The 23,300-nt window shown below is 69.7% G+C and carries 23 protein-coding genes; 16 read left to right on the forward strand and 7 right to left on the reverse strand.

Annotated features, from left to right (window positions below; all coding sequences use genetic code 11):
- Positions 1-112 precede the first annotated feature (112 nt).
- Positions 113-1,117, forward strand: coding sequence for a phosphate/phosphite/phosphonate ABC transporter substrate-binding protein (gene phnD / locus Q7P21_RS02850; protein ID WP_304165949.1), 1,005 nt, complete (start codon positions 113-115; stop codon positions 1,115-1,117).
- Here phnD and Q7P21_RS02855 read toward each other — a convergent pair.
- From Q7P21_RS02855 to Q7P21_RS02865, 3 genes are all read right to left on the reverse strand, one after another.
- Complete coding sequence (locus tag Q7P21_RS02855) at positions 1,114-1,527, reverse strand: PaaI family thioesterase (RefSeq protein WP_304165950.1); 414 nt, start codon at positions 1,525-1,527, stop codon at positions 1,114-1,116. The genes phnD and Q7P21_RS02855 overlap by 4 nt on opposite strands.
- Positions 1,524-1,976 carry a PaaI family thioesterase gene (locus Q7P21_RS02860; RefSeq protein WP_304165952.1) on the reverse strand — a complete coding sequence of 151 codons (453 nt, stop codon included), beginning with the start codon at positions 1,974-1,976 and terminating at the stop codon, positions 1,524-1,526. Before Q7P21_RS02860 ends, Q7P21_RS02855 begins: the two co-directional genes overlap by 4 nt.
- 67 nt (positions 1,977-2,043) lie before the next feature.
- Positions 2,044-2,172 (reverse strand): hypothetical protein, encoded by a 129-nt coding sequence (locus Q7P21_RS02865; RefSeq protein WP_304165955.1) that lies wholly within the window; start codon positions 2,170-2,172, stop codon positions 2,044-2,046.
- A 143-nt stretch (positions 2,173-2,315) separates the two neighbouring features.
- Between Q7P21_RS02865 and Q7P21_RS02870 the strand changes: the two genes are divergently transcribed.
- The 3 genes from Q7P21_RS02870 to Q7P21_RS02880 are packed head-to-tail and all read left to right on the forward strand — an operon-like array spanning position 2,316 to position 5,661.
- Positions 2,316-3,329: a ligase-associated DNA damage response exonuclease gene (locus Q7P21_RS02870; RefSeq protein WP_304175647.1), complete on the forward strand. Its 1,014-nt coding sequence runs from the start codon at positions 2,316-2,318 to the stop codon at positions 3,327-3,329.
- Entirely contained in the window at positions 3,329-4,054 is a 726-nt protein-coding gene (locus Q7P21_RS02875; protein ID WP_304175649.1) for a hypothetical protein, read from the forward strand. Before Q7P21_RS02870 ends, Q7P21_RS02875 begins: the two co-directional genes overlap by 1 nt.
- Entirely contained in the window at positions 4,051-5,661 is a 1,611-nt protein-coding gene (locus Q7P21_RS02880; protein WP_304175663.1) for a cisplatin damage response ATP-dependent DNA ligase, read from the forward strand. Before Q7P21_RS02875 ends, Q7P21_RS02880 begins: the two co-directional genes overlap by 4 nt.
- On the opposite strand, the gene Q7P21_RS02885 is transcribed toward Q7P21_RS02880, so the two are convergent.
- Genes Q7P21_RS02885 through Q7P21_RS02895 form a run of 3 tightly spaced genes read right to left on the reverse strand, consistent with a single transcriptional unit; the run spans position 5,662 to position 8,434 of the window.
- Complete coding sequence (locus tag Q7P21_RS02885; RefSeq protein ID WP_304175651.1) at positions 5,662-6,999, reverse strand: hypothetical protein; 1,338 nt, start codon at positions 6,997-6,999, stop codon at positions 5,662-5,664.
- On the reverse strand, positions 6,996-7,919 hold the full coding sequence (locus Q7P21_RS02890; RefSeq protein ID WP_304175653.1) for an ABC transporter ATP-binding protein: 924 nt from the start codon (positions 7,917-7,919) through the stop codon (positions 6,996-6,998). The genes Q7P21_RS02885 and Q7P21_RS02890 overlap by 4 nt, the downstream gene beginning before the upstream one ends.
- Positions 7,916-8,434, reverse strand: a complete 519-nt coding sequence (locus tag Q7P21_RS02895; protein WP_304165967.1) for an HAD family hydrolase — start codon at positions 8,432-8,434, stop codon at positions 7,916-7,918. The genes Q7P21_RS02890 and Q7P21_RS02895 overlap by 4 nt, the downstream gene beginning before the upstream one ends.
- A 133-nt stretch (positions 8,435-8,567) precedes the next feature.
- Here Q7P21_RS02895 and Q7P21_RS02900 point away from each other — a divergent pair, with 133 nt between their 5' ends.
- The 11 genes from Q7P21_RS02900 (at position 8,568) to Q7P21_RS02950 (ending at position 21,693) form a co-directional block, all read left to right on the forward strand.
- Complete coding sequence (locus tag Q7P21_RS02900) at positions 8,568-10,388, forward strand: dipeptide ABC transporter ATP-binding protein (protein WP_304165970.1); 1,821 nt, start codon at positions 8,568-8,570, stop codon at positions 10,386-10,388.
- Between the two features lie 133 nt (positions 10,389-10,521).
- Positions 10,522-11,604 carry a GNAT family N-acetyltransferase gene (locus Q7P21_RS02905; protein WP_304165972.1) on the forward strand — a complete coding sequence of 361 codons (1,083 nt, stop codon included), beginning with the start codon at positions 10,522-10,524 and terminating at the stop codon, positions 11,602-11,604.
- Between the two features lie 186 nt (positions 11,605-11,790).
- Positions 11,791-13,290: an efflux transporter outer membrane subunit gene (locus tag Q7P21_RS02910; RefSeq protein ID WP_304175655.1), complete on the forward strand. Its 1,500-nt coding sequence runs from the start codon at positions 11,791-11,793 to the stop codon at positions 13,288-13,290.
- The gene (locus tag Q7P21_RS02915) at positions 13,280-14,431 is read left to right on the forward strand and encodes an efflux RND transporter periplasmic adaptor subunit (RefSeq protein WP_304165978.1); all 1,152 of its coding nucleotides are present in this window, start codon (positions 13,280-13,282) and stop codon (positions 14,429-14,431) included. The genes Q7P21_RS02910 and Q7P21_RS02915 overlap by 11 nt, the downstream gene beginning before the upstream one ends.
- Positions 14,428-17,553 carry an efflux RND transporter permease subunit gene (locus Q7P21_RS02920; protein ID WP_304175657.1) on the forward strand — a complete coding sequence of 1,042 codons (3,126 nt, stop codon included), beginning with the start codon at positions 14,428-14,430 and terminating at the stop codon, positions 17,551-17,553. The genes Q7P21_RS02915 and Q7P21_RS02920 overlap by 4 nt, the downstream gene beginning before the upstream one ends.
- A 66-nt stretch (positions 17,554-17,619) precedes the next feature.
- Entirely contained in the window at positions 17,620-18,606 is a 987-nt protein-coding gene (locus Q7P21_RS02925; protein ID WP_304165983.1) for a c-type cytochrome, read from the forward strand.
- A 106-nt stretch (positions 18,607-18,712) separates the two neighbouring features.
- Positions 18,713-19,006, forward strand: coding sequence for a helix-turn-helix domain-containing protein (locus Q7P21_RS02930; protein ID WP_304175659.1), 294 nt, complete (start codon positions 18,713-18,715; stop codon positions 19,004-19,006).
- A gap of 12 nt (positions 19,007-19,018) precedes the next feature.
- Positions 19,019-19,276, forward strand: coding sequence for a hypothetical protein (locus tag Q7P21_RS02935; protein WP_304165987.1), 258 nt, complete (start codon positions 19,019-19,021; stop codon positions 19,274-19,276).
- An 87-nt stretch (positions 19,277-19,363) separates the two neighbouring features.
- Positions 19,364-20,572 (forward strand): threonine ammonia-lyase, encoded by a 1,209-nt coding sequence (locus Q7P21_RS02940; protein ID WP_304165990.1) that lies wholly within the window; start codon positions 19,364-19,366, stop codon positions 20,570-20,572.
- 9 nt (positions 20,573-20,581) lie between these two features.
- A complete protein-coding gene (locus Q7P21_RS02945; RefSeq protein WP_304165993.1) occupies positions 20,582-21,100 on the forward strand; it encodes an FKBP-type peptidyl-prolyl cis-trans isomerase in 519 nt (172 codons plus the stop codon).
- An 11-nt stretch (positions 21,101-21,111) separates the two neighbouring features.
- Entirely contained in the window at positions 21,112-21,693 is a 582-nt protein-coding gene (locus Q7P21_RS02950) for a methylated-DNA--[protein]-cysteine S-methyltransferase (protein WP_304165996.1), read from the forward strand.
- Here the strand turns inward: Q7P21_RS02950 and Q7P21_RS02955 are convergent.
- The gene (locus Q7P21_RS02955; protein WP_304165999.1) at positions 21,690-22,247 is read right to left on the reverse strand and encodes a hypothetical protein; all 558 of its coding nucleotides are present in this window, start codon (positions 22,245-22,247) and stop codon (positions 21,690-21,692) included. The genes Q7P21_RS02950 and Q7P21_RS02955 overlap by 4 nt on opposite strands.
- A gap of 382 nt (positions 22,248-22,629) precedes the next feature.
- Between Q7P21_RS02955 and Q7P21_RS02960 the strand changes: the two genes are divergently transcribed.
- On the forward strand, positions 22,630-23,300 hold a 671-nt coding region (locus Q7P21_RS02960; RefSeq protein ID WP_304175661.1), incomplete at its 3' end, for a flagellin.

The raw sequence follows: 23,300 nt of genomic DNA on the forward strand, positions 1-23,300 counted from the left end.
TCCGCGCGTTACCGCCGTAAGCGCCCGGCCTCAAGAACCATTTCCGCGCAGACGTTCGAAGAAGCGTCACGGAAATGCAGCATAGGACCGGTGAACCTTTGGGGAATGTTCGATGAAGTCCGGTTTCCAGCTCGCGGCGCTCTGCGCCGTCCTCGCGCTCGGCGCCTGCTCCCGGCCGGCCGAAAAGCCCGCGCCCAAGACCGAGATCATCTTCTCGATCGTCTCCACCGAGAACGCCACGTCCCAGGCCGCCCAGTGGGGGCCCTTCCTGGCCGACATGGAAAAGGCCACCGGCATGAAGGTGAAGCCGTTCTTCGGGGCCAACTATTCCGCCGTGGTCGAGGCCCTGCGCTTCAAGCAGACCGACCTGGGCTGGTTCACCAACCAGTCCGGCCTGGAGGCCGTGCGCCGTTCGGGCGGCGAGGTGTTCGCCAGGACCTCCAAGCCGGACAACAAGCCCGACGGCTACCAGTCGGTGATCATCGTGCCCAAGGCCAGCACGCTCACCCTCGAGGGGCTGCTCAAGTGCGACAAGACCCTGAACTTCGGGATCGGCGACGCCAAGTCGACCTCCGGCACCCTGGCCCCCATGACCTATCTGTTCGCCCCGCGCGGCATTGATCCGGCCGACTGCTTCAAGACGGTGCGCTCAGCCAATCACGAGGCCAATCTGTTCAGCGTCGGCTCCGGCGTGCTGGACGCGGCGACCAACAACACCCAGTCGATCGAGCGCCTGGCTTCCAAGCCCGACCCCCTGGCCCAGAAGACGGTGCATGGGATCAAGGTGATCTGGACCTCGCCGACCATCCCTGAGGACCCGATGATCTGGCGCTCCGACCTCGACCCGGCCCTGAAGGCCAAGATCGCCAAGTTCATGTTCAGCTATGGCGTCGGGACGGGCCCCGAGGCCGAGCGCCAGCGCGCCGTGCTCAAGGTCATCCAGGTCGGTCCCTTCAAGCCGGCCAACGCCAGCCATCTGCTGCCCGTGCGCGAGATGGAGGCGACCGAACTGCTGATCGAGGCCAAGAACAAGAAGGACGCCCCGGCCATCGCGGCCGCCCAGAAGCTGCTGGACGATGTCCGCGCCGAGCAGAAGGCGCTGACCCCGGCCGGCTAGTCGCCGCTGAGCAGGAAATGGCCACGCAGGGCCGCGATCGGCGACTCCTTGGCCTCCTGCCAGGCCTCGACCGTCACATTGGCGATGCGGCGGCCGACCTTGCGCAGGTCGGCCCGGGCATAGGTGGTCATGGACCGGCCAGGCCGCAGGTACTCGATGGTGACGTCGATGGTCTTGTGAACCTTGGGCGTGTCCTGGACCACGGACAGCTGGGCGAGCGCCGTCATCTCCATGAAGGCCCCGATCACCCCGCCGTGCAGGGCCGGCAGGAAGGTGTTGCCGATCAGGTGCGGAGCGAAGGGCAGGATGGCGGTCATCTCGTCCCCGGCCAGCTCGGCGGTCATGCCGAGGAAGCGGATATAGGGGACCGACTGCAGGAAGGTCTTGAGCTGCTCGGCGGGAGTGGTCACGACGCAGCCCCCGGCGCGGGCGCGGGGCCGTTGAGGATGAAGGCCGCCTGGGCCGTGGCGATCGGGTCGTTGGGATCGGCGTCCCAGGCCTGGGCGCGGACGAAGGCGATCGTCCGGGTCAGCTTGTAGCAATGGGCCGAGGCGACGATGCCCATGCGCGGGGCGGCGGGGCGCATATAGTCGATGCGCAGGTCCAGGGTGGCGGTGGAGAAGGAGTCGCGCCGTCCGGCGGTGATGGCCAGGCCGCAGCAATGGTCGAGCAGGGCGGTGACCACGCCGGACGCGATCACCCCGGTGGCCGGATCGCCGACCAGTTCTTCCCGCCAGGGGGTGCGAATGGCGCCCCGGCTCTCGCCGATGGAGACCAGTTCAAAGCCCAGGGCGGCGGCGTGGGGCACGCTGGTCGCCATCTGGGCGGCGGCTTTGAGAGCTTCTTCCGGAGAGATCATGTCCCCCGGTTTGATCCAGGGGACCGGTCCGGTCAATCTTGACGAGGGGTCAAGATCGGTTCCGGGTTCAGGCCAGGCCGCCGGCGAAGGCGATCATGGCCAGCGCCACCATCGGCAGGGCGGCCATCAACAGCGAGGCGAGGCCGCCGAGACGGCTGGCGTTGAAGCGGGGCGACACATGGGACAGGTTGGACATGGCTTTGTTCTTTCGGTTTGAGCGATGGGCGGGGAGGCCCGTTCGTCTTGCCGCGGGGTATAGGTCCGGCCCCTTCGAAACACCCGTTAAGTCTTGGTCATGAGCTTGAATTCACAATCTAAATTTCCCGTAAGGTCGAGGTTGTGATCCGGCCCGAGGCCCTGCTGCATCCGACCCCGGCCGGCCTCTACTGCCCGCCGGGCGACTTCTATGTCGATCCGGTCCGCCCGGTGGCCCGCGCGGTGATCACCCATGGCCACGCCGATCACGCCCGCGCCGGCCACGGCGCCGTGCTGGCCACGCCCCAGACCCTGGCGATCATGGCCGAGCGCTATGGGGCGGACTTCGCCGGCGCCACCCAGGCCGGCGCCTATGGCGAGGCCGTCGCCCGCGACGACGTCGAGGTCACCCTGGTCCCGGCCGGTCATGTGCTGGGTTCGGCCCAGGCGGTGGTGCGTTGGAAGGGCCTGACCTGCGTGGTCTCCGGCGACTACAAGCGCCGGCGCGATCCGACCTGTCCGGGCTTCGAGCCGGTCCCCTGCGAGGTCTTCATCAGCGAGGCGACCTTCGGCCTGCCGGTGTTCCGCCATCCGCCGGCCGAGCAGGAGATCGCCCGGCTGCTGCGCTCCGTGGCCCAGTTCCCGGAACGCACCCACCTGGTCGGCGCCTATGCGCTGGGCAAGGCGCAAAGGGTGATCGCCCTGCTGCGTGAGGCGGGCTGGGACCGGACCATCTATGTCCACGGGGCCCTGGAGCGGCTGAACCGGCTCTATCAGGCCCATGGCGTCGACCTCGGGCCGCTGGCGCCAGCGACCTCCACGACCAAGGGCGACTTCGCCGGCGAGATCGTCATCGCCCCGCCTTCGGCCCTGCAGGACCGCTGGTCGCGGCGCTTCGCCGATCCGGTCACCGCCTTCGCCTCCGGCTGGATGCGGATTCGCGCCCGGGCCCGCCAGCGCGGGACGGAGCTGCCCTTGATCCTCTCCGACCATGCGGACTGGGATGAGCTGACCGCCACGGTCGACGAGCTGCGGCCCGGCGAACTTTGGATCACCCACGGCCGGGAGGAGGCCCTGGCCCGCTGGTCGCAGTCGCACGGCGTCGCCGCCCGGGCCCTGGCTCTGGTAGGCTATGACGACGACGCAGGAGACGATTGATGGCGCGGGAGCCCTATCGCCGGATCGAGGCCGACCGGGTCGAGCTCACGGCGGTGAAGCTCGCCGACCGGGTGACCGAGCGGTTTCCAGGCGCGGGCCTGGCCGCCGTCGCCGCCGAGCTGGTGGTGCTGACCCGCCAGACTGCGGCCCGGGCCCGCACGGTGGCCCGGCCCTATTACGGTCTGCGCCTGCTGGTCGCCCTGGTGATCGCTGCGGGGCTCGCGGCCGAGGCGGTGTTGTTCGACCGCTTCGGCTGGGGGATCCTCGACCCCGACGCCAATCCCCTGGACCTCGCCCAGGGCGTGGACTCCGCCTTCAACCTGTTCCTGATGACCGCCGCCGGCGCCTGGTTCCTGCTGACCTTGGAGGCGCGGTGGAAGCGGCTGCGCCTCCAGACCTGGCTCAATGAACTGCGGGCCTTCGCCCATGTGGTCGACATGCACCAGCTGACCAAGGACCCCACCGCCAAGGGCGGACCGCGCACCACCTCCTCGCCGGATCGCGGCATGGGCGCCTTCGAACTGACCCGCTATCTCGACTATTGCGCCGAGATTCTGGCCCTGACCGGCAAGCTGACCGCCATCTATGCCGGGGTCAGCCCGGACCACCTGGTGATCGCCGCGGCCGGCGACGTGGAGAACCTCTGCTCCGACCTCAATCGCAAGATCTGGCAGAAGATCACCATATTGGCCGAGCTGAAGGGCGAAGAGGGCCTGGAGGCCTGAGCATGCGCGCCTTCGCCGACCTGCTCGACCGGCTGTCGCTCACCGCCTCGCGCAACACCAAGCTCGCCCTGATGGCCGGCTATCTGGCGGAAACCCCCGATCCCGACCGGGGCTGGGCGCTGGCCGCCCTGACCGGCGCGCTCAGCTTCGACGCCGCCAAGCCCGGCTTCATCCGCAAGGCGGCCGAGGCGCGGATGGACCCGGTGCTGTTCCGCTGGTCCTATGACTATGTCGGCGACCTGGCCGAAACCGTGGCCCTGGTCTGGGAGGCCCGGCCCGGGGCCAATCGCCAGCCCCAGCTTTCCGAAGTGATCGACGCCCTGACCTCCGCCAGCCGCAGCGAGGTCCAGGCCCTGATCGAGACCTGGCTCGACGCCCTGGATCCCACCGGTCGCTGGGCCCTGCTCAAGCTGATGACCGGCGCCTTGCGGGTCGGCGTCTCGGCCCGCCTGGCCAAGCAGGCTCTGGCTCAGATGGGCGGGGTCGAGGTCGGCGAGATCGAGGAGGTCTGGCATGGGCTGCATGCGCCCTATGAAGACCTGTTCGCGTGGCTGGAGGGGCGCTCCGACCGCCCCTCGGCTGCCTCGCCAGGCCGCTTCCGCCCGGTGATGCTGGCCCAGGCGATCGATGAGGCGGTCGATTTCCCCCGCCTCGATCCGGCGGCCTATCTCGCCGAATGGAAGTGGGACGGCATCCGCATCCAGGCGGTCAGCGAGGGCGGGGTGCGCCGGCTCTATTCCCGCACCGGCGACGACATCTCCAGGAGCTTTCCCGATGTGGTGCAGGCCCTGGACTTCGAGGGCGTGATCGACGGCGAACTGCTGGTGGTCCGCGACGGCGCCCTGGCCAGTTTCGGCGACCTGCAGCAGCGGTTGAACCGCAAGAGCGTCGACGCCCGGCTGCTGCAATCCCATCCGGCCGCCATCCGCGCCTATGACCTCCTGGCCGAGGGGGCGGAGGACCTGCGGACCCTGCCCTTCGTGGCCCGCCGCGCGCGGCTGGAGGCCTTTGTCGCGCGGTTGGGGCCCGGCCGCATCGACCTGTCGCCGCTCCAGCCCTTCGCGACCTGGGCGGCGCTGGCCGCCCTGCGCCTGGCCCCGCCGGAGGGTGACGCCCAGCTGGCCGAGGGGGTGATGCTGAAGCGGGCGGATTCGATCTACGAAGCCGGTCGGCCCAAGGGGCCCTGGTTCAAGTGGAAGCGCGACCCGCACCTGATCGACGCGGTGCTGATGTACGCTCAGCGCGGCCACGGCAAGCGCTCCAGCTTCTATTCCGACTACACCTTCGGGGTCTGGACCACCGACGCCCTGGGCCAACGCACCCTGACCCCGGTGGGCAAGGCCTATTTCGGCTTCACCGACGATGAGCTGAAAGAGATCGACAAATTCGTGCGCGACAACACCGTCGAACGCTTCGGCCCGGTTCGCGCGGTGCGGGCCGAGCCCGGGTTCGGCCTGGTGCTGGAGGTGGCCTTCGAGGGCCTGCAACGCTCGACGCGCCACAAGTCCGGCGTCGCCATGCGCTTCCCCCGCATCCACCGCCTGCGCTGGGACAAGCCGCCGGGCGAGGCGGACGACCTCGCGACCCTGCAGCGGCTGCTGGACTGACTACCCCGTCTTCTCCGGCGCCCCGATCCGGCGGATCGCCAGGGCCCAGGCGATCAGGGCCTGGCCGAGGCCGGAGGCGAAGCTGGTCCAGGGGGCATTGGGCAAGGGGGCGAAGAGGGCCGCGCCCAAGCCCTGGGCGAAGGCCGCGCCCAGGCTGCCGCCCACCGCATAGAGCACGGCGAGCGCCACGATGGCCCCGAAGTCGCCGCGCTGGGGTCGGGGACCGAAGCGGAACAGGGCGATGATCCCCAGGTCCCTCAGCAGGAAGGCGATCAGGGCGGCGGCCTGGGGCGCGCGACCGAACAGGTTGTCGCCGCCGGCCGCGAAGCTGGCGGCGACCAGGACGGCGGCCAGCAGGGTCGGGGCCAGGGTCGCCGGCGTCAGGGGCCCGGCGCGGACCAGGTCCAGCCGGATCGCGGCCGCGGCGAACTGGCGCAGCCGCACCCGGTCGGCGGGTTCGGAGAAGGCGGCGGCATAGGCGCAGAGCGCCACGGCCAGGGCCCCGGTCACCAGGCTGAGCGCCCAACCGCCCTGCAGGAAGGCGAAGCCGCCCATGAAGGTCGCCACGAAGACCAGGAACAGCGGCCAGATGAGCGGCGTGTTGCGCATCTGCAGCTCCAGCCGCATCAGCCGCCAGGCGCAGATCAGGGCCCAGGCTGCAAAGGCCAGGGTGGCCAGCGCGCGGAACGGCCCGGCCGCATAGGCCTGGCCCCACCACAGCACCTCGCCGCGCGCGCCGATCAGGGCGCCCAGGCCGCCCAGCCCGGCCCCGCGCTGGAAGCCGGAGGAGGAGGCGACGCCCAGCAGCAGCACAATGGCCAAGGCCAGGCCGCCCAGCACCCCGCCCGCCCGGGCCGCCCGGCCCTCGGCGCGGGCCTTGCGCACCCCGATCAGGGCCAGGCTCAGCGACAGGGTCTGGAAGAACAGGGCCGCAGCCGGCAGGAACAGCATGGCCCAGGGATCGCCGTCCTGGGTCAGGGCCCTGAGGCCAACGAAGACCAGGCCGGTCAGGCCGCAGATCCAGGCCAGGCTGGTCGCGCCGGCCAGCTTGCCCCAGGTCATGGCCCAGGGGCTGAGGGCCGAGAGCCGCTGGAAGTCCCAGGTCCGCTCCGCGATCTCGGTCAGCACCGACTGGCCCGCCGCCCGCGATCCCCAGACCAGGGCGCAAAGGAAGAACACCGCCCCGCCGGCCGTCCCCAGAGCGCTGATCATGCGGTCGGTGTCGCCATGGGCCAGCATGCCCACCGCCAGATAGATCAGCCCCAGGGTCAGGATCGCCCAGGCGGCCCGACGTGGAGCGGCCTCGAGCCACAGATTGCGTTGGAATTCCGGGTTCATGAGCGGGCTCCCGGTCGGACTTCGGAGAGATAGGCGTCTTCCAGGGTGCGCCGCGCAGGCGAGAAGCTCTTCACCTTCAGGCCCGCGCCGATCAGTCGGGCCAGCAGGGCGTCATCCTCGCCGTCGCAGGCCAGCACCACGGTCTCGCCGTCGCGCCGCTCGATCGTGACGTCCAGGGCCGCGAGCCGCCCGTCCAGATCGGCGGGCGTCTCGGCGAACACCACCGCCACCCGGGTTCCGTCGCGGGTTCCGCCCCCGGCCGCGACCACCCCGCCGCCGGCCACCCGACCGTCCTGGATCATCAGCATGCTGGTCGAATAGTCCTCCAGCTCGGCCAGGATGTGGGAGGAGACCATGATGGTCATGCCCTCGGCGGCGAGCGCCAGGATCAGCTGGGACAGGCTGCGCCGCGCCGCCGGGTCGAGCCCCGCCGCCGGCTCGTCGAGGATCAGCACCTTGGGGTCGTGGACGATGGTCTGGGCGATGGCCAGGCGCTGGCGCAGGCCTCGCGACAGTTCTCCCGCCCGCTGGTCCAGCCGGTCGGTCAGGTCCACCCGGCCGGCGGCCCGGGCCACGGCCTGCGCGGTCGCCGCCGGGGCCACGCCCCGCGACCGGGCGGCGTAGGTCAGGGCCCGGCGCACGGTCAGCTCTTCATAGAGGCCGAAGAAGTCGGGCAGATAGCCGATCACCCGGTGCACCCCGCGCGGGTCCTCGGCGACATCCAGGCCCGCCACCCGGACCCGGCCCTCGGTGGGGGCGTCCAGGGCGGCGATGCAGCGCATCAGGGTCGACTTGCCGGCCCCATTGGGTCCGACCAGGGCCAGGACCACCCCGGCCTCGACGGTGAAGGACACCCCGAACAGGGCCCGGGCGGCGGGATAGTCATAGCTGACCTCCTCGACCTCAATGACAGCGGTCATGCGCGCTCCAGCTCCTCGGCCAGGAAGGCCATCAGGTCACCGCCCTCGAATTTCAGGGCCCGCACCCCGGCCCGTTCGCCGGCCTCCACGTCGCCCGGCTTGTCGCCGACCATCAGGGAGCGGGCGGCGTCCACCGGCCAGTCGGCCATGGCCTTCAAGAGCATGCCGGGATTGGGCTTGCGGTCCGGCGGGTCGGGATGGCGATAGGCCTCCTCCGCCGCGTCGGGGTGATCGGGGCAGTAGTAGAAGGCGTCGATCCGGCCGCCGACCTCGGCCAGCGACCGCCCCATCTGGTCATGCAGGGCCCGGACGTCGGCCTCGGTATAGTAGCCGCGCCCCACCCCGGACTGGTTGGTGACCACGAACACCCACCAGCCGGCGGCGTTGAAGGCGGCCACCGCCTCCCGCGCCCCAGGGATCCAGCGGAAGTCCTCCCAGCGGTGCACATAGCCGGGATCTTCGTTCAGCACCCCGTCGCGGTCGAGGAACAGGGCGGGACGGGGATCGGGACGCATCGAGGCTGCTCGGAAATCGCGCGGGGTCGTGGACGGAGACTTATAGCGTGACCGGGGCCGCGCCTGCATCCTTTCGCGGAACGATGCGGCGGGTCTATGGTCATGTTCGCAACCGCCAGCTTCCGAGGTCTTCTTGCCCGAGCCGCTTACCCCCCCTGTGCCGGTGCTCAGTCTCGAGGATCTCAAGGTCGATTTCGACACCCATGACGGGGCGGTGCGCGCGGTGCGCGGCGTGTCCCTGACTGTCGGGCGGGGCGAGACCCTGGGGGTGGTCGGCGAGAGCGGGTCGGGCAAGAGCCAGACCTTCATGGCGATCATGGGCCTCTTGGCGCGCAACGGCCGGGCTACGGGCTCGGCGAAATTCCGGGGCCAGGAGCTCCTGGGGCTGAAGCCCGCCGCCCTGAACAAGGTGCGCGGCTCGAAGATGACCATGATCTTCCAGGACCCCCTGACCGCACTCACCCCCCATGTGCGGATCGGCGAGCAGATCGCCGAGCCCCTGCGCCTGCATCTCGGCCTCTCGGATCGCGACGCCAAGGTCCAGGCCCTGGAGTGGCTGCAGCGGGTGCGCATTCCTGACGCCGGCGACCGCATGAACGCCTATCCGCACGAGCTCTCCGGCGGCATGCGCCAGCGGGTGATGATCGCCCAGGCCATGTCCTGCCGCCCCGAACTGCTGATCGCCGACGAGCCGACCACGGCGCTCGACGTCACGGTCCAGGCCGAGATTCTCGACCTGATGGCCGAACTGGCCCGCGACACCGGCGCGGCCATGGTGCTGATCACCCACGACATGGGGGTCATCGCCCGGCTGGCCGACCGGGTCTGTGTGATGAAGGACGGCGCCTATGTGGAGGAGGGGACCGCCGAGGCGATCTTCTCTGCCCCGCGCACGGACTACACCCGCGCCCTGCTGGCGGCGATTCCGCGCCTGGACCGCGGCGACCGGGGCGGCCGCCCGACCCCCATGCCGGTCCCGGCCAAGGCGCCGGTGGTGGTCGAGGGCAAGGACATCAAGGTCTGGTTCCCGGTGCAGCGGGGCCTGTTCGGCAAGCCCCGGAACCTGCGCGCCGTCGATGGGGTCAGCTTCCAGGTGCGCGAGGGCGAGACCCTGGGCGTGGTGGGCGAGTCCGGTTGCGGCAAGTCCACCCTGTCGCGGGCCGTGCTCAACCTGCTGCCGGCCACCTCGGGCGCGGTCACCCTGATGGGCGCCGACATCACCCATGCCGAGCGCGAGGCCATGCGCTCGGCCCGGCGCGACCTGCAGATCGTATTCCAGGACCCGCTGGCCAGTCTCGACCCCCGCGCCGCCATCGGCGAATCCATCGCCGAGCCGCTGGTGGTCTTCCGCCCCGACCTCAACCGCCGCCTGCGCGAGGCCGAGGTGGTGGCGATGATGCAGAAGGTCGGGCTCGATCCGGCCCTGATCAACCGCTATCCGCATGAACTCAGCGGTGGTCAGAACCAGAGGGTCGGCATCGCCCGGGCCATGATCCTGCGGCCCAAGCTGGTGATCTGCGACGAGGCGGTCTCGGCCCTCGACGTCTCGATCCGCGCCCAGATCATCGACCTGTTGATCGCCCTGCAGCGGGAGATGGGCCTGGCGATGATCTTCATCAGCCACGACCTGGCCGTGGTGCGCGAGATCAGCCACCGGGTGATGGTGCTCTATCTCGGCCGGGTGATGGAACAGGCCGACCGCGACCGCCTCTATGCCGATCCGCGCCACCCCTATACCCGGGCGCTCTTGTCCGCGGCCCCGATTCCCGATCCGGCGGTGGAGCGCAGCCGCAAGCGGTTGAGGCTGTCGGGGGAGCCGCCCAGCCCGCTCGATCCCAAGGCGGCCCTGCGGTTCCTGCCCTCGCGCCTGGGCGACGAGCCGCCCTATTCGCCCAAGCTGCTGGAGGTGGCGCCGGGGCACTGGGTCAGCGAGTTCGACGCCGACGCGGCGTGAGCCTTTCCCGAAAAGTGTGACGCACTCTTCGGATTCAGAAAGGCTCCAGATTTCTGAATCGGACTCTTCAACCCCCCGGAAAGGACTGGCGGCGTACAAGACCCGACAGTCTCGCGCATCCGGAACGCCCGCCGTGGAAATCGAAGTCCTTCGTCCCCAGGATCTCTCCGCCGCGCGCCTGGCGCGGTGGGCGGAGCTGCAGGCCTCCGACATCGCGCTGGACAGCCCGTTCCTGTCGCCCAACTGGGCCCGCGCCGTCGAGCGCGCCCAGGGCGATTCCACCCGTCCGATCCGCATCGCCGTCATGCGCCAGGACGACCGCGACGTCGGCTATTTCGCCGCCCGCACCGGCCAGGTCACCGCCATGCCGGCCGGCGCGCCCATGTGCGACTATCAGGGCCTGGTCGCCGAGCCCGATCTCGACCTCGATCCGCGCCAGCTGGTGGCGGCCCTGGGCGTCCAGCGCTTTGACTTCTGCCACATGCTGGACGAGGACCCGGTCTTCGCCCCCTTCGCCCGCGGCCACCTGGTCAGCCACGTGGTCGACACCACCGGCGGCTACGAGGTCTACGCCCATGGCCGGCGCGAGGCCGGGACCTCGGTGCTCAAGGATTGCGACAAGAAGCGCCGCAAGGTCGAGCGTGAGATCGGCCCGGTGCGCTTCACCGCCTTTTCCCGCGCCCGCTCCGACCTCGACACCCTGATCGACTGGAAGCGCGCCCAGCTGGCGGCCACCGGCCAGACCGACATCTTCGCCGCCCATTGGACCATGCGGCTGCTGCGCGACCTGTTCGCCAGCCGCGATCCCGACTTCGGCGCCGTCCTGTTCACCCTGCATTTCGGCGAGCAGCTGGCGGCGGTGCATCTGCATCTGCGCGGCCGGCGCACCATCCATGGCTGGCTGATCGCCCACGATCCCCAGTTCGAGCGCTATTCCCCCGGCCTCCTGCTGTTCCAGGACATCCTGCGCTGGATGGACCACACACCCTATTCGCGGCTCGACCTCGGCCCGGGCGACTACCGGTTCAAGCGCGAGCTGGCCAATCGCGGCCAGGGCGTCGGCTTCGGCTTCGTCGGCCGGCCCTCGCCCTCCAGCCTGATCCGCAGCGCCGCCTATGGGGTGCGCGCCGCCGCCGAAGCCCTGCCTTTGGGCAAGGTGTCCGAATTGCCGGGCAAGGCGATGCGCCGGCTGGACGTCATTCGCGGTCTGCGCTGACCGGCGGCCTTGCCGCCATATTCGCGCCTCATACGGCTCGTTTTGATCCCGCGCGGAGATTTCGCGCGGCCGGGACTAGCCATGGGTCCCGCCCTGCTATGTTATACAGTTATGGCTGAGGGGGTCGGGAGCTGATGGCGCGTCGCGCCGAGGCTTTGCCGGTCAAGTGCAAAGCGAGCTGCCGAGTTGTCGCCCACGAGTCCGTCGCCTAGGCGCGTTCCGTCCTGTCTCGCGATCCTGGCCTGCCTGGCGGTCGCCGGCTGCGCGGTCGGTCCGGACTTCAAGCGCCCCGCCCCGCCGGTGGTGAACAGCTACGCCGCCGAAACCCCCGCGACCACGGTCGCCACGCCGGACGTGGCCGGCGGCGCGGCCCAGAGCCTGAGGTCCACGACCGACATCTCCGGCGACTGGTGGACCCTGTTCCATTCCCCGGCGCTCACCGCCCTGGTCGACCGCTCGCTCAAGGCCAATCCCGATCTGAAGGCGGCCCAGGCGGCCCTGGCCGTGGCGCGGGAGAACACCCTGGCCCAGAGGGGCGCCTTCCTGCCCGGCGTCTCGGCGGGCCTGACCGGCGCGCGAAGCCGGACCTCGGACCCGGCGCCGACCTCGACGCCCAATGTCGTCCGGTCCAGGCTGTTCACGCCCCAGGTCAGCATCGCCTATGCGCCGGATGTGTTCGGTCTCAACCGCCGCACCCATGAATCGCTGCAAGCCCAGGAACAGGCGGCCCGCGACCAGATGCTGGCCGCCTATCTGACCCTGACCGCCAATGTCGCCAACGCCGCGATCCAGGACGCCTCGCTGCGCGCCCAGATCGACGCGACCCATGAGCTGATCGCGCTCAACACCAAGGCCCTGGAGGCGGTCAGCTACCAGGCGAACAAGGGCTATGCGAGCCCGCTGGATGTCGCCGCCCAGCGCGCCCAGCTGGCCCAGACCGCCGCCACCCTGCCGCCGCTGCTGACCCAGCTGGCCCAGCAACATGACCTGCTGGCCGCCCTGACCGGACGCTTCCCCAGCCAGGCGCCGCCGGAGGACCTGGACCTCGCCAGCCTGACCCTGCCCCAGGACCTGCCGCTCAGCCTGCCCTCGGACCTGGTGGCCCAGCGGCCGGACGTGCTGCAGGCTGAGGCCAATCTGCACGCCGCCAGCGCCCAGATCGGGATCGCGGTCGCCAACCGCCTGCCCAGCCTGCAGATCACCGGTGACGCCGGCGCGACGGCGCTGGCCTTCAGCCACGCCTTCGGACCTGGCGGCGGCTTCTGGGATCTCAGCGCCGCCGTGACCGCGCCGGTCTTCCAGGGTGGCTCGCTGCTGCACCAGGAACGCGCCGCCCGGGCCAGCTATGTCCAGGCCTCCGAACAGTATCGCTCGACCGTGCTGACCGCTTTGCAGAATGTCGCCGACACCCTGGCGGCCCTGGAGCATGACGCCGAGGGCCTGAAGGCTGCGGCCGCCTCGGCCGACGCCGCCAGGCTCACCTTGGACCTGTCGGAGCGCCAATGGCGCGCCGGCTACGCCAGCTATCTGGCGCTGCTGAGCGCCGAGCAGGGCTATCAGCAGGCGCGGATCGGCCTGATCCAGGCGCAGGCCGCCCGCTATGCCGACACCACGGCTCTGTACCAGGCGCTGGGCGGGGGCTGGTGGCGCCGCGCGGAGTTTTCCGGGAATCAAGATGGACACTGAACCGCTCCGGGGGCCGTGGCGCGCCCGCGCCCTGATGCTGGCGGCGTTCGCCGCCATGGGGCTGGGCGGCTGCACGCCCAAGGCCGAGCCGCCGGCGCCGGTCGCCCGCAACCTGACCCTGACCGCCGCCCAGCGCGAGCACATCCGGCTCTATGCCGTCAGTTCCGGGGCGTTCAGCCGGACGGTGGAGGCCACCGGCGTCGTCGACTTCGACAATGACCAGGCGACCAGCGTCCTGGCGCCCTTCTCCGGCCCGGTGACCCGGCTGCTGGTCCAGCCCGGCGACCTCGTGCGCAAGGGCCAGCCCCTGGCCATGGTCGAGTCGCCCGACTTCGCCGCCGCCGTCGCCGGCTATCGCAAGGCCGTGGCCACCGCCCAGACCACCCAGAAACTGGCCGAGGCCGACCGCGATCTCCTGGCCCACAACGGCATCTCCCAGCGCGAGGCCCTGCAGGCCGACACCGACGCCGCCAACGCCGCCGCCGACCGCGACGCGGCGCTGCAGGCCCTGGCCTCGCTGGACGTCGATCCGGCGACCCTGCGCGATCTGCAGGCCGGCCGGCCGGTCGCCCATGTGGAGGGGGTGATCCGCGCGCCGATCGCCGGAACCGTGGCCGAGAAGCTGATCACCCCGGGCCAGCTGCTGCAGGCCGGGGCGACCCCGGCCTTCACCGTCGCTGACCTGTCGCGGGTCTGGGTGATGGCCCAGATCCCCGACGCCGACCTGGCCTCCGTCCATGTGGGCGACACGGCCGAGGTCCAGAACGGGGCCGCCGCGCGCGGCGTCTCGGGCACGGTCGACAACCTCTCCGCCGTGGTGAACCCCGACACCCGCGCCGTGCTGGCCCGGGTGGTGGTGGCCAATCCCGGCGACCTCTTGAAAAAGCAGATGTATGTGCGGGTGCGGATCCATGCGCGGGCGCCCAGCGCCGGCTTGCTGGCCCCGACCTCCGCCGTGCTGCGTGATGATGAGAACCTGGCCTTCGTCTATGTGGCCCTGGCCGACGGCGCTTTCGCGCGGCGCCACGTGACCCTGGGCGATCGCACTGGCGATCAGTACGAGATCGCCGACGGCCTGAAATCCGGCGACCGGATCGTGGTCGATGGCGCCCTGTTCCTGCAGTTCATGGAAAGCCAATGAGCGACGCGCCGCCCGAGATCGAGGCCGCGCCGCGCTCCCCCTCGGTGATGAACCGCCTGGTCGCCTTCGCCCTGGCGCAGCCGCTGCTGATCCTCATCATCGCCCTGCTGCTGGTCGGCATGGGCGTGCGCTCCCTGACCCGCCTGCCGGTCGACGCCTATCCCGACCTGTCGCCGCCCAGCGTCGAGCTGATCACCCAATGGCCCGGCCACGCCGCCGAGGAGGTCGAGCGGCTGATCACCGTGCCGATCGAGCGCGGCCTGAACGGCGTGCCCCAGACCACCACCTCCCGCTCGGTCTCGCTCTATGGCCTCAGCGACGTGGTGCTGAACTTCAAGGATGGGACAGACAACAATTTCGCCCGCCAGGAGGTGTTCAACCGGCTGGGCGACCTCAGCCTGCCGGACGGGGTCGCGCCCTCGGTCTCGCCGCTCACCTCGCCGTCCGGCCTGATCTATCGCTACGTGCTGCAAAGCCCCGACCGCTCGCCCATGGAGCTGAAGACCCTGGAGGAGTGGACCGTCGAGCCGGCCTATCGCGCCGTGCCGGGCGTCGCCGATGATTCCGGCTTCGGCGGCGGCTCGATGCAGTACCAGGTGATGCTGGACCAGGCGAAGATCGCCGGCTTCGGCCTGTCCGCCGCCCAGGTGGAATCGGCCATCGCCGCCAACAACGCCAATGCCGGCGGCGGCTTCTATTCCCAGGGCGGCCAGTTCTACTATGTGCGCGGCGAGGGCCGGCTGGAGACCGTCGAGGACATCGGCAAGATCGTCCTGGCCGTGCATGACGGGGTCCCGGTCCTGCTCAAGGACGTCGGCAAGGTCGGCATCGGCATAGCGCCCCGGCTGGGCCAGTTCGGCTACCAGACCCAGGATGACGCGGTCGAGGGCGTGGTCATGCTGCGCACCGGGGAAAAGACCCAGGACGTGCTCAAGGGCGTCCAGGCCAAGACCCGGGAGCTGAACGACCAGGTCCTGCCCAAGGACGTCAAGATCGTCCCCTTCTATGACCGCACCCAGCTGATCCACCTGACCACCGACATCGTCATGGAGAACCTGCTGCGCGGCATGGTCCTGGTGGTCGTAGTGCTGATCTTCTTCCTCTACGACGTCCGCGCCGGCCTGATCGTCGCCACCACCATTCCGCTGGCGCTTTTGTTCGCCTTCGTCTGCCTGGACATCCAGGGGGCGTCGGCCAACCTCTTGTCCATCGGGGCGATCGACTTCGGCATATTGGTCGATGGCGCGGTGGTGATGGTCGAGAACATCTTCCGCCAGATCGCGCTGCGCGAAGGCGCGCCGATGAACGTCCGCGAAGTGGTCCGTGACGCCGCCGCCGAGGTGGACCGGCCGCTGTTCTTCGCCGTGGCGGTGATCGTGGTCAGCTTCCTGCCGATCTATGTGCTGTCGGGTCCCTCGGGCATCCTGTTCAAGCCCATGGCCGACACCATGGTCTTCGCCCTGATCGGCTCGCTGGCCGTCACCTTGGCCCTGCTGCCGGTGCTCTGCGCCTGGTTCATGCGGGCCGGCGTGAAGGAGCGGCGCAACCGCGCCTTCGAGGCGGTCAAGGCCGCCTATATCAAGGGGCTGGACGCCTGTCTGGCCCATCCCTGGCGCACCACGGCGGCGACCGGCGTGGTGCTGGCGGCCTCCCTGCTCCTGCTGCCCTTCATCGGCGGCGAGTTCATGCCGCAGCTGGACGAAGGCACGCTCTGGGTGCGGGCGACCATGCCCTACACGATCTCCTTCGATGAATCGGCCAGGATCGCGCCCCAGATCCGCGACATCCTGCGATCCTTCCCGGACGTGACCATGGTCTCCTCCGAGCTGGGGCGGCCGGATGACGGCACCGACCCCACCGGCTTCTTCAACGCCGAGTTCTTCGTGGGCCTGAAGCCCTATTCCCAGTGGACCGGGCCCTATCGGAACAAGGCCGGGCTGATCAAGGCGATCAACCAGAAGCTCCAGGCCTTTCCGGGCATCACCTTCAACTACACCCAGCCGGCCGAGGACGCGGTCGACGAGGCCGAGACCGGCCTGAAGAGCGCCCTGGCGGTCAAGGTGTTCGGAACCGACCTCGTCACCCTTCAACAGAAGGGCAAGGCGATCAAACGGGTGCTGGAGCATGTGCGCGGCATCCACAACGTCACCCTGGTGCAGGAGCTTGGCCAGCCCAGCCTGACCCTCAAGGTCAACCGCGACGCCATCTCCCGCTACGGCCTCAACGTCTCCGACATCAATGCGGTCATCCAGACCGCCATCGGCGGCGATGTCGCCACCCAGGTGGTGCAGCAGGAAAAGCAGTTCGACCTGGTCGTGCGGCTGGACGAGAAGTACCGCGACAATCCGCAAGCCATCGGCGACATCCTGGTCGCGACCCCCGGCGGCCAGCAGATCCCGCTGAAGACCTTCGCCGACATCGCCGTCACCAATGGCGCGGCCTTCGTCTATCGCCAGGACAATTCCCGCTATATCGGCGTGCAGTTCTCGGTCGAGGGCCGCGACCTGGCGGGCGCGGTCGGCGAGGCGATCTCCCAGGTCAAGGCCAAGGTCGACCTGCCGCGCGGCTATCGCGCCGACTGGGGCGGGGAATATTCTGAATACACCGCCTCGCGAGCCCAGCTCAGCGTGATCCTGCCTCTGACCGTGGCGATCATCTTCTTCCTGCTGTTCATGCTCTACGCCAATTTCAAGTTCCCCTTCATCACCGTGCTGGGGGTGCTGCTGTCGGCGCCGGTCGGTGGCCTGATCGCTTTGTGGGTGACGGGCACTCCGTTCTCTGTCTCGTCCGGGGTCGGGTTCCTGGCCCTGTTCGGGGTCTCGGTGCAGACCGCCGTGGTGTTCATCTCCTATGTCAACGAGCTGCGTCGCGACGGCGTGCCGCTAGAGCAGGCGGTGCGGGAAGGGGCGATCCTGCGCCTGCGGCCGATCATGATGACCGCCCTGGTGGCGGCGCTCGGCCTCTTGCCAGCGGCGCTCGCCACCGGGGTCGGCACCGATTCCCAGCGGCCCTTCGCCCTGGTGATCGTCAGCGGCCTGTTCTCGCGCCTGCTGATCAGCGTCTTCCTGATGCCCGCCCTCTACATGCTGGTGGCCCGGCCGGACGATCGCCTGGAGGTCTGACGCCGCCGGCGGTTGCCGGCTCCGGACCGCCTGGATAGGGTTGGGTCCTGGTGTCCAAGGAGCCCTATGCGCGCCCTCTTTCCGCTGCTCTGCGTCCTGGGCGCGCTCACCGCCTGCGGGCCGGCGCCCGCCCCCCTCGCCAAGCCGCCGGCCGCGCCGGGTCCCGGCCTGGCCTGGGCCTATCCCGATGGCCCTGAGGCGCCGATCCCGCCTGCGCCGCCGGGCCCACAGACGCTTCCCGGGTCGTCGCGGACCTTCACCCAGGCCGAGCTCAGCGACGACAGCCATGTGGTCGACTGGTCGCCGCAGGACCATCCGCCGGCGCCGCAGTCCGTCACCAGCCGAAGGCCGGGTGGCCCGCTCCCCTGCGCGGAGTGTCATCTCTATAGCGGGACGGGGTTTGTCGGCGCCGCCGACCTCAATGGCCTGCCCGCCGCCTATATCGTCCAGCAGGTCGGTGAGTTCCGCGCCGGCCGTCGGGTTTCCGCCCAGCAGCCCCGGCGGGCCGACACCGAGGAGATGATCGCCGTCGCCAAGGCCGTGACCGACGCCGAACTGGCCCAGGCCGCAGCCTATTATGCGTCCCTGCCGCGCCGGCCCTTCGTGCGGGTGGTCGAGGCCGATACGGCGCCGGCCGTGAAGCCCAGTCCCTGGGGCTGGATGGACCTGGTGGAGGGCGCCCCGGCCCAACCGCTGAACGGCGCGATCGTGGAGGTGGCGGAGTCCTGGCCGCGCATGGCGCTGCACGATCCCCATGCCGGCATCGTCGACTATGTCCCCCGGGGTTCGATCGCCCGGGGCGAGGCCCTGGTCCGCTCCGGCGGCCCGGGCGGCCAGCCCTGCGCCAGCTGCCATGGCGGCGATCTCAAGGGCCGGGACGGCGCTCCGCCCCTGGCCGGCCGGGCGCCGGCCTATCTGGCCCGCATGCTCTGGGATATCCGCTCCGGCGCCCGGTCCGGGCCTGCGGTGGCTCAGATGCTGGTCCCCGCCTCGGGCCTGTCCGACGCCCAGATCACCGACATCACCGCCTATCTGGCCTCCAAGGCGCCCTGATCCGTGGAGGGGCGCCCCCGATCGGCAGGCTTGACTTTCCATATGCGTCAGTTATTTCTTACATATGAAAGGGAGCGTCCAATTGCCTAGCGCGGGAGACCAGCTATTGGCCAGGCTGTCGGCGCTCGCCAGTCCGCATCGCCTGCGGATCATCGCCGCCCTCACCGCCGGCGGCCGCAACTATGTCAGCCAGCTGGCCCGCGAGATCGGCATCAGCCGCCCCCTGTTGCACCTGCATCTTCAGAAGCTGGAGGAGGCCGGCCTGGTCACCAGCCAGCTGGAGCTCGGCGCCGACGGCAAGGCGCTCAACTATTTCGAGGTCGCGCCCTTCGTCCTCGACCTGACCCCCGCCGCCATCACCGCCCTGGTCGCCACCCTCACCACGAAATCCGAGACCTGAGAAGGAACCCCCATGTCCGCCCCCGTCTTCTTCACCACCCTCAGCCTCATCCTCGGCACCGTGATCGTGGTGTTCGGCCTGCGGGCCTATGCCGCCATCCAGCAGGCCAAGGCCCGCCTGGGCGCGGAGGAGGCCTATCGCCAGATCGCCGAGAAGGCCGTGGCCGGCCAGTCCGAGACCGCCGCCGCCCTGGCCGGTCTCCAGTCCGTCCTGGCCGACGTCCCCGCCCGCCTGGCCGCCGTGGAGAAGATCCTGAAGCAGGTGGAGTAGGGGGCGTTCATCCGATCCCGGCCCATTGCCCCCCACGCCTTGCGCCATTAGAGGTGGCCCCCCGCTTCCACCCCGGCTTTTGTCTCCATGACCCTTTCCCTCGACGACGTCCGCGCGGCCGCTGACCGGCTGAAGGGGCATATTGAGCGCACGCCGCTGCGCCATAGCCGCACCCTGTCGGAGATCACCGGGGCCGAGGTGTGGGTGAAGTTCGAGAACCTGCAATTCACCGCCGCCTATAAGGAGCGCGGCGCGCTCAACACCCTGCTGCAGCTGGGAGACAATGTCGCCAAGCGCGGGGTGATCGCCGCCTCGGCCGGCAATCACAGCCAGGGCCTGGCCTATCACGCCGCCCGGCTGGGCATACCGGTCACCATCGTCATGCCGCGCAACACCCCCTTCGTGAAGGTGCAGCAGACCCGGGCCCATGGGGCCAATGTGGTGCTGGAGGGCGAGAACTATGACGAGGCCTCTGCCGTCGCCTACCGGCTCTGTGCGGAGCGCGACCTCAATTTCATCCACCCGTTCAACGACCTGCAGGTCATGGCCGGCCAGGGCACCGTGGCGCTGGAGATGCTTGAGGACCAGCCGGATCTCGAGGTGCTGCCGATCCCGATCGGCGGCGGCGGTCTGATCGCCGGCTGCGCCACCGTGGCCAAGTCGCTCAACGCCAATATCCAGGTGGTGGGGGTGGAGCCGGCCATGTACCCCTCCTTCACCGCCAAGATGCGCGGGGTGAACGGCACGCCGGGCGCCGGCGGGGCGACCATCGCCGAGGGCATCGCCGTCAAGTCGGTGGGGGAGCTCTCCTATTCCATCGCCCGGCCGCTGATCGACGAGGTGCTGCTGATCGAGGAGCCGCATTTCGAGCGCGCCGTCGCCCTCTACTGCAATGTGGAGAAGACCGTGGTCGAAGGCGCGGGCGCCGCGTCGCTCGCCGCCCTGCTGGCCTATCCCAGCCATTTCGCCGGCAAGAAGGTCGGGCTGATCATCACGGGCGGCAATATCGACACCCGCCTCCTGGCCTCGGTCCTGACCCGCGAGCTGATCCGCGACCAGCGGCTGGTCTCGATCCGCATCATCGGCGACGACCGGCCGGGCTTGCTGGCCAATGTCTCGGCGATCATCGGCAATATGGGGGCCAATATCATCGAGGTCGCCCACAACCGCCTGTCCTTGGACGTGCCGGCCAAGGGCGCCGAGTTCGACGTCACCATGGAAACCCGCGACGCCCAGCACACCCAGGAGATCATGGATGCGCTGCGGGTGGCCGGCTATCCTCCGCGCACGATCTAGGAGTTGCAGATGAAGCGTCTTTTCGTCGTCCTGGCCTGCGCGATGGCCCTGGCCGGCTGCGGTCCGGACAAGAAGGCGGCGGCCGAGAACCTGACCGCGGCCAAGGCCTTCCTGGCGACCAACGCCAAGGACCCGGCGGTCCATGTCCTGCCCGACGGCCTGCAGTTCAAGGTGGTCCGGACCGGTCCGGCCGACGGCCTGCGGCCGCAGAAGCAGGACGAGGTCAAGGTCCACTATGAGGGCAAGCTGCTCGGCCCTCCCGGCCAACCCCTGGCCGGCAAGGTGTTCGATTCCTCCTATGATCGCGGCGTTCCGGCCTCCTTCCCGCTCAACGGCCTGATCCCGGCCTGGATCGAGGCCCTGGCCCTGATGCGCCCGGGGGACGAATGGATCCTCTATGTGCCGCCGGAGCTGGGCTATGGCGAGCAAGGGGCCGGCGGCGGCGACATTCCGGCCAATAGCGTGCTGATCTTCCGCATCGAACTGCTGGGCGTCCTGCCGGGCGTCGGGCGGATCGGCGCCGGCTGAGGCCAGCTTCCATGACCCGGCCAGGCTTCGCGCTCTTCGAGACGGCGATCGGCCTGTGCGGGGTGATCTGGAACGAGGTCGGCCTGATCGGAACCCTGTTGCCGGAGGGCGAGGCGTCCGCCGCCCACGCCCGGATCGCGCGGCGCTGGCCCGCGGCGGTGGAGTCCGCGCCCTCGCCTGAAGCCGCCTTTGCGATCGCGGCGATCACATCCCTGATGGCCGACGGCCGCACCGACCTTACCGGGGTCGTGCTGGACATGGCCGGGATGTCCGAGTTCCTGGTCCGGGTCTATGCCGCCGCCCGCGCCGTGCCGCCGGGCCAGACCCGGACCTATGGTGAGATCGCTGCGGCGGCCGGCGCCCCCCGCGAGGCCCGCGCCGTCGGCCAGGCCATGGGCCGCAATCCCTGGCCCATCGTCGTGCCTTGCCATCGGGTGATGGGGGCCGGCGGCAAGCTGGTCGGCTTCTCGGCGCCGGGCGGAACCGACACCAAGCTCAAGTTGCTCTCGATCGAACAGGCCCGGCTGAGCGATGCACCTGGCCTGTTCGACGATCTCGGCGGCCTGCCGATCGGCGTGCGGCCCGGGACTTAGCCCGGACCTGCCGGGTTCATCACCGTCAGAATGAAGTTGGCCGTGCCATAGCCGGTCTTAGGCGCCGGGACCCGGACCTCGAACATCAGCTGGGACGAGCCGGCGACCGTGCCGGAATAGGTGGTGGCGCCGCCGGTGTTGGACTGCGGGACCCAGTCGCCGGCCATGCCGCGCACGGCGGCCTGCACCAGGGCCACCTGGGCCGGGGTGATATCCTCGACCGCCAGGCGGCAGATCTGGCGGGTGGTGTCGCTCATCAGGATGATCTGGCCCTGGGCGGAATTGACCGCGGCCGCGAAGCGTTCGCTGGGGCTGATGTCCTTGAAGGCGGCGAGGTCGGGCGCATAGCCGGAATCGGCCAGGATCACCCCGGCGGCGTCGAGGCCGGGTGAGGGCGGGTTGAAGGCCAGGGCGCCCTGGGCGTTGGCGGCGCAGGCCTTGAGCGCGGTGAGGGTGGCCTGGGCGACCGGCGCGGCGCCGGCGGTCTGGGCATGGGCGGCGCCTGCCAGGGCGCAAAGCGCGGTGGCGGTGAGCGCGGCGAGCGACGTTTTCATGGGTGTTCCTCCGGGCCGGCATGGGGCCCGCCCCTGGCCAGGACTGGCAACACCCCAACTCCCCGCATCGGGGTGGGGAACCCACAATGAGGCTTGGTGCGACGCTGCGCGGCTCGCGTTAAGACTTAGGAAGTGCTGTTTACGAAGATTAACGGCCCATCGCGCTGTGGCCCCGGCATCCCCGGCCACAGGCGAGAGTGAATCAAACTTAAACACCGATAGAATATTCTATTTACTGTATACGATCGGAAATTCACTTCATCGCCGAACTTTCCTCCTGCGATTCACCGGGCGCTAATTAAGCCGGTGCTATTCGCTGTAGCGGGCAAAACGCCTGCGGCTGCCAAAATGACGGCCGGACACCTGAGAAAAGGACGACTTGATGCCGAATAGCGTCAATACCAACGTCGGGGCCATGGTTGCCCTGCAAAACCTCAACTCCACCCAGTCCGACCTGATGCAGGTTCAAAACCGCATCAACACCGGCAAGAAGGTGGCCTCGGCCAAGGACAACGGCGCCATCTGGGCCATCGCCCAGAACCAACGTTCGACCTCCGGCTCGCTGAACGCCGTCAAGGACTCGGTGCAACGCAGCCAATCGACCGTGGACGTCGCCATCGCCGGCGGTGAAGCCGTGTCGGACCTGCTGCTGCAGATGAAGGAAAAGGCCCTCGCCGCTTCCGACTCCAGCCTCGACGCCTCCTCGCGCACCGCGCTGAACGAAGACTTCAAGGCCCTGCGCGATCAGATCGGCAAGGCCGTGACCAACGCCACCTTCAACGGCGTCAACATGATCAAGTCGGGCGGCACGACCATCGCCGCCCTGGCCGACGCGGACGGCACCTCCAAGCTGACTGTCAACGCCCAGGACCTGTCCCTCGGCGGCGGCAACGTCACCGTGGCGGCGACCGACTCGATCGGCACCCAGACCACGGCGGCGAACATGATCGCCACCGTCGCCACCTCGATCGGCAACGTCTCGACCGCGCTCTCCAAGCTCGGTACGGGCTCCAAGTCGCTGTCCTCGCACCTGACCTTCGTCGGCAAGCTGCA

Source organism: Phenylobacterium aquaticum (assembly GCF_947378715.1).
Taxonomy (GTDB): Bacteria; Pseudomonadota; Alphaproteobacteria; order Caulobacterales; family Caulobacteraceae; genus Phenylobacterium; species Phenylobacterium aquaticum_A.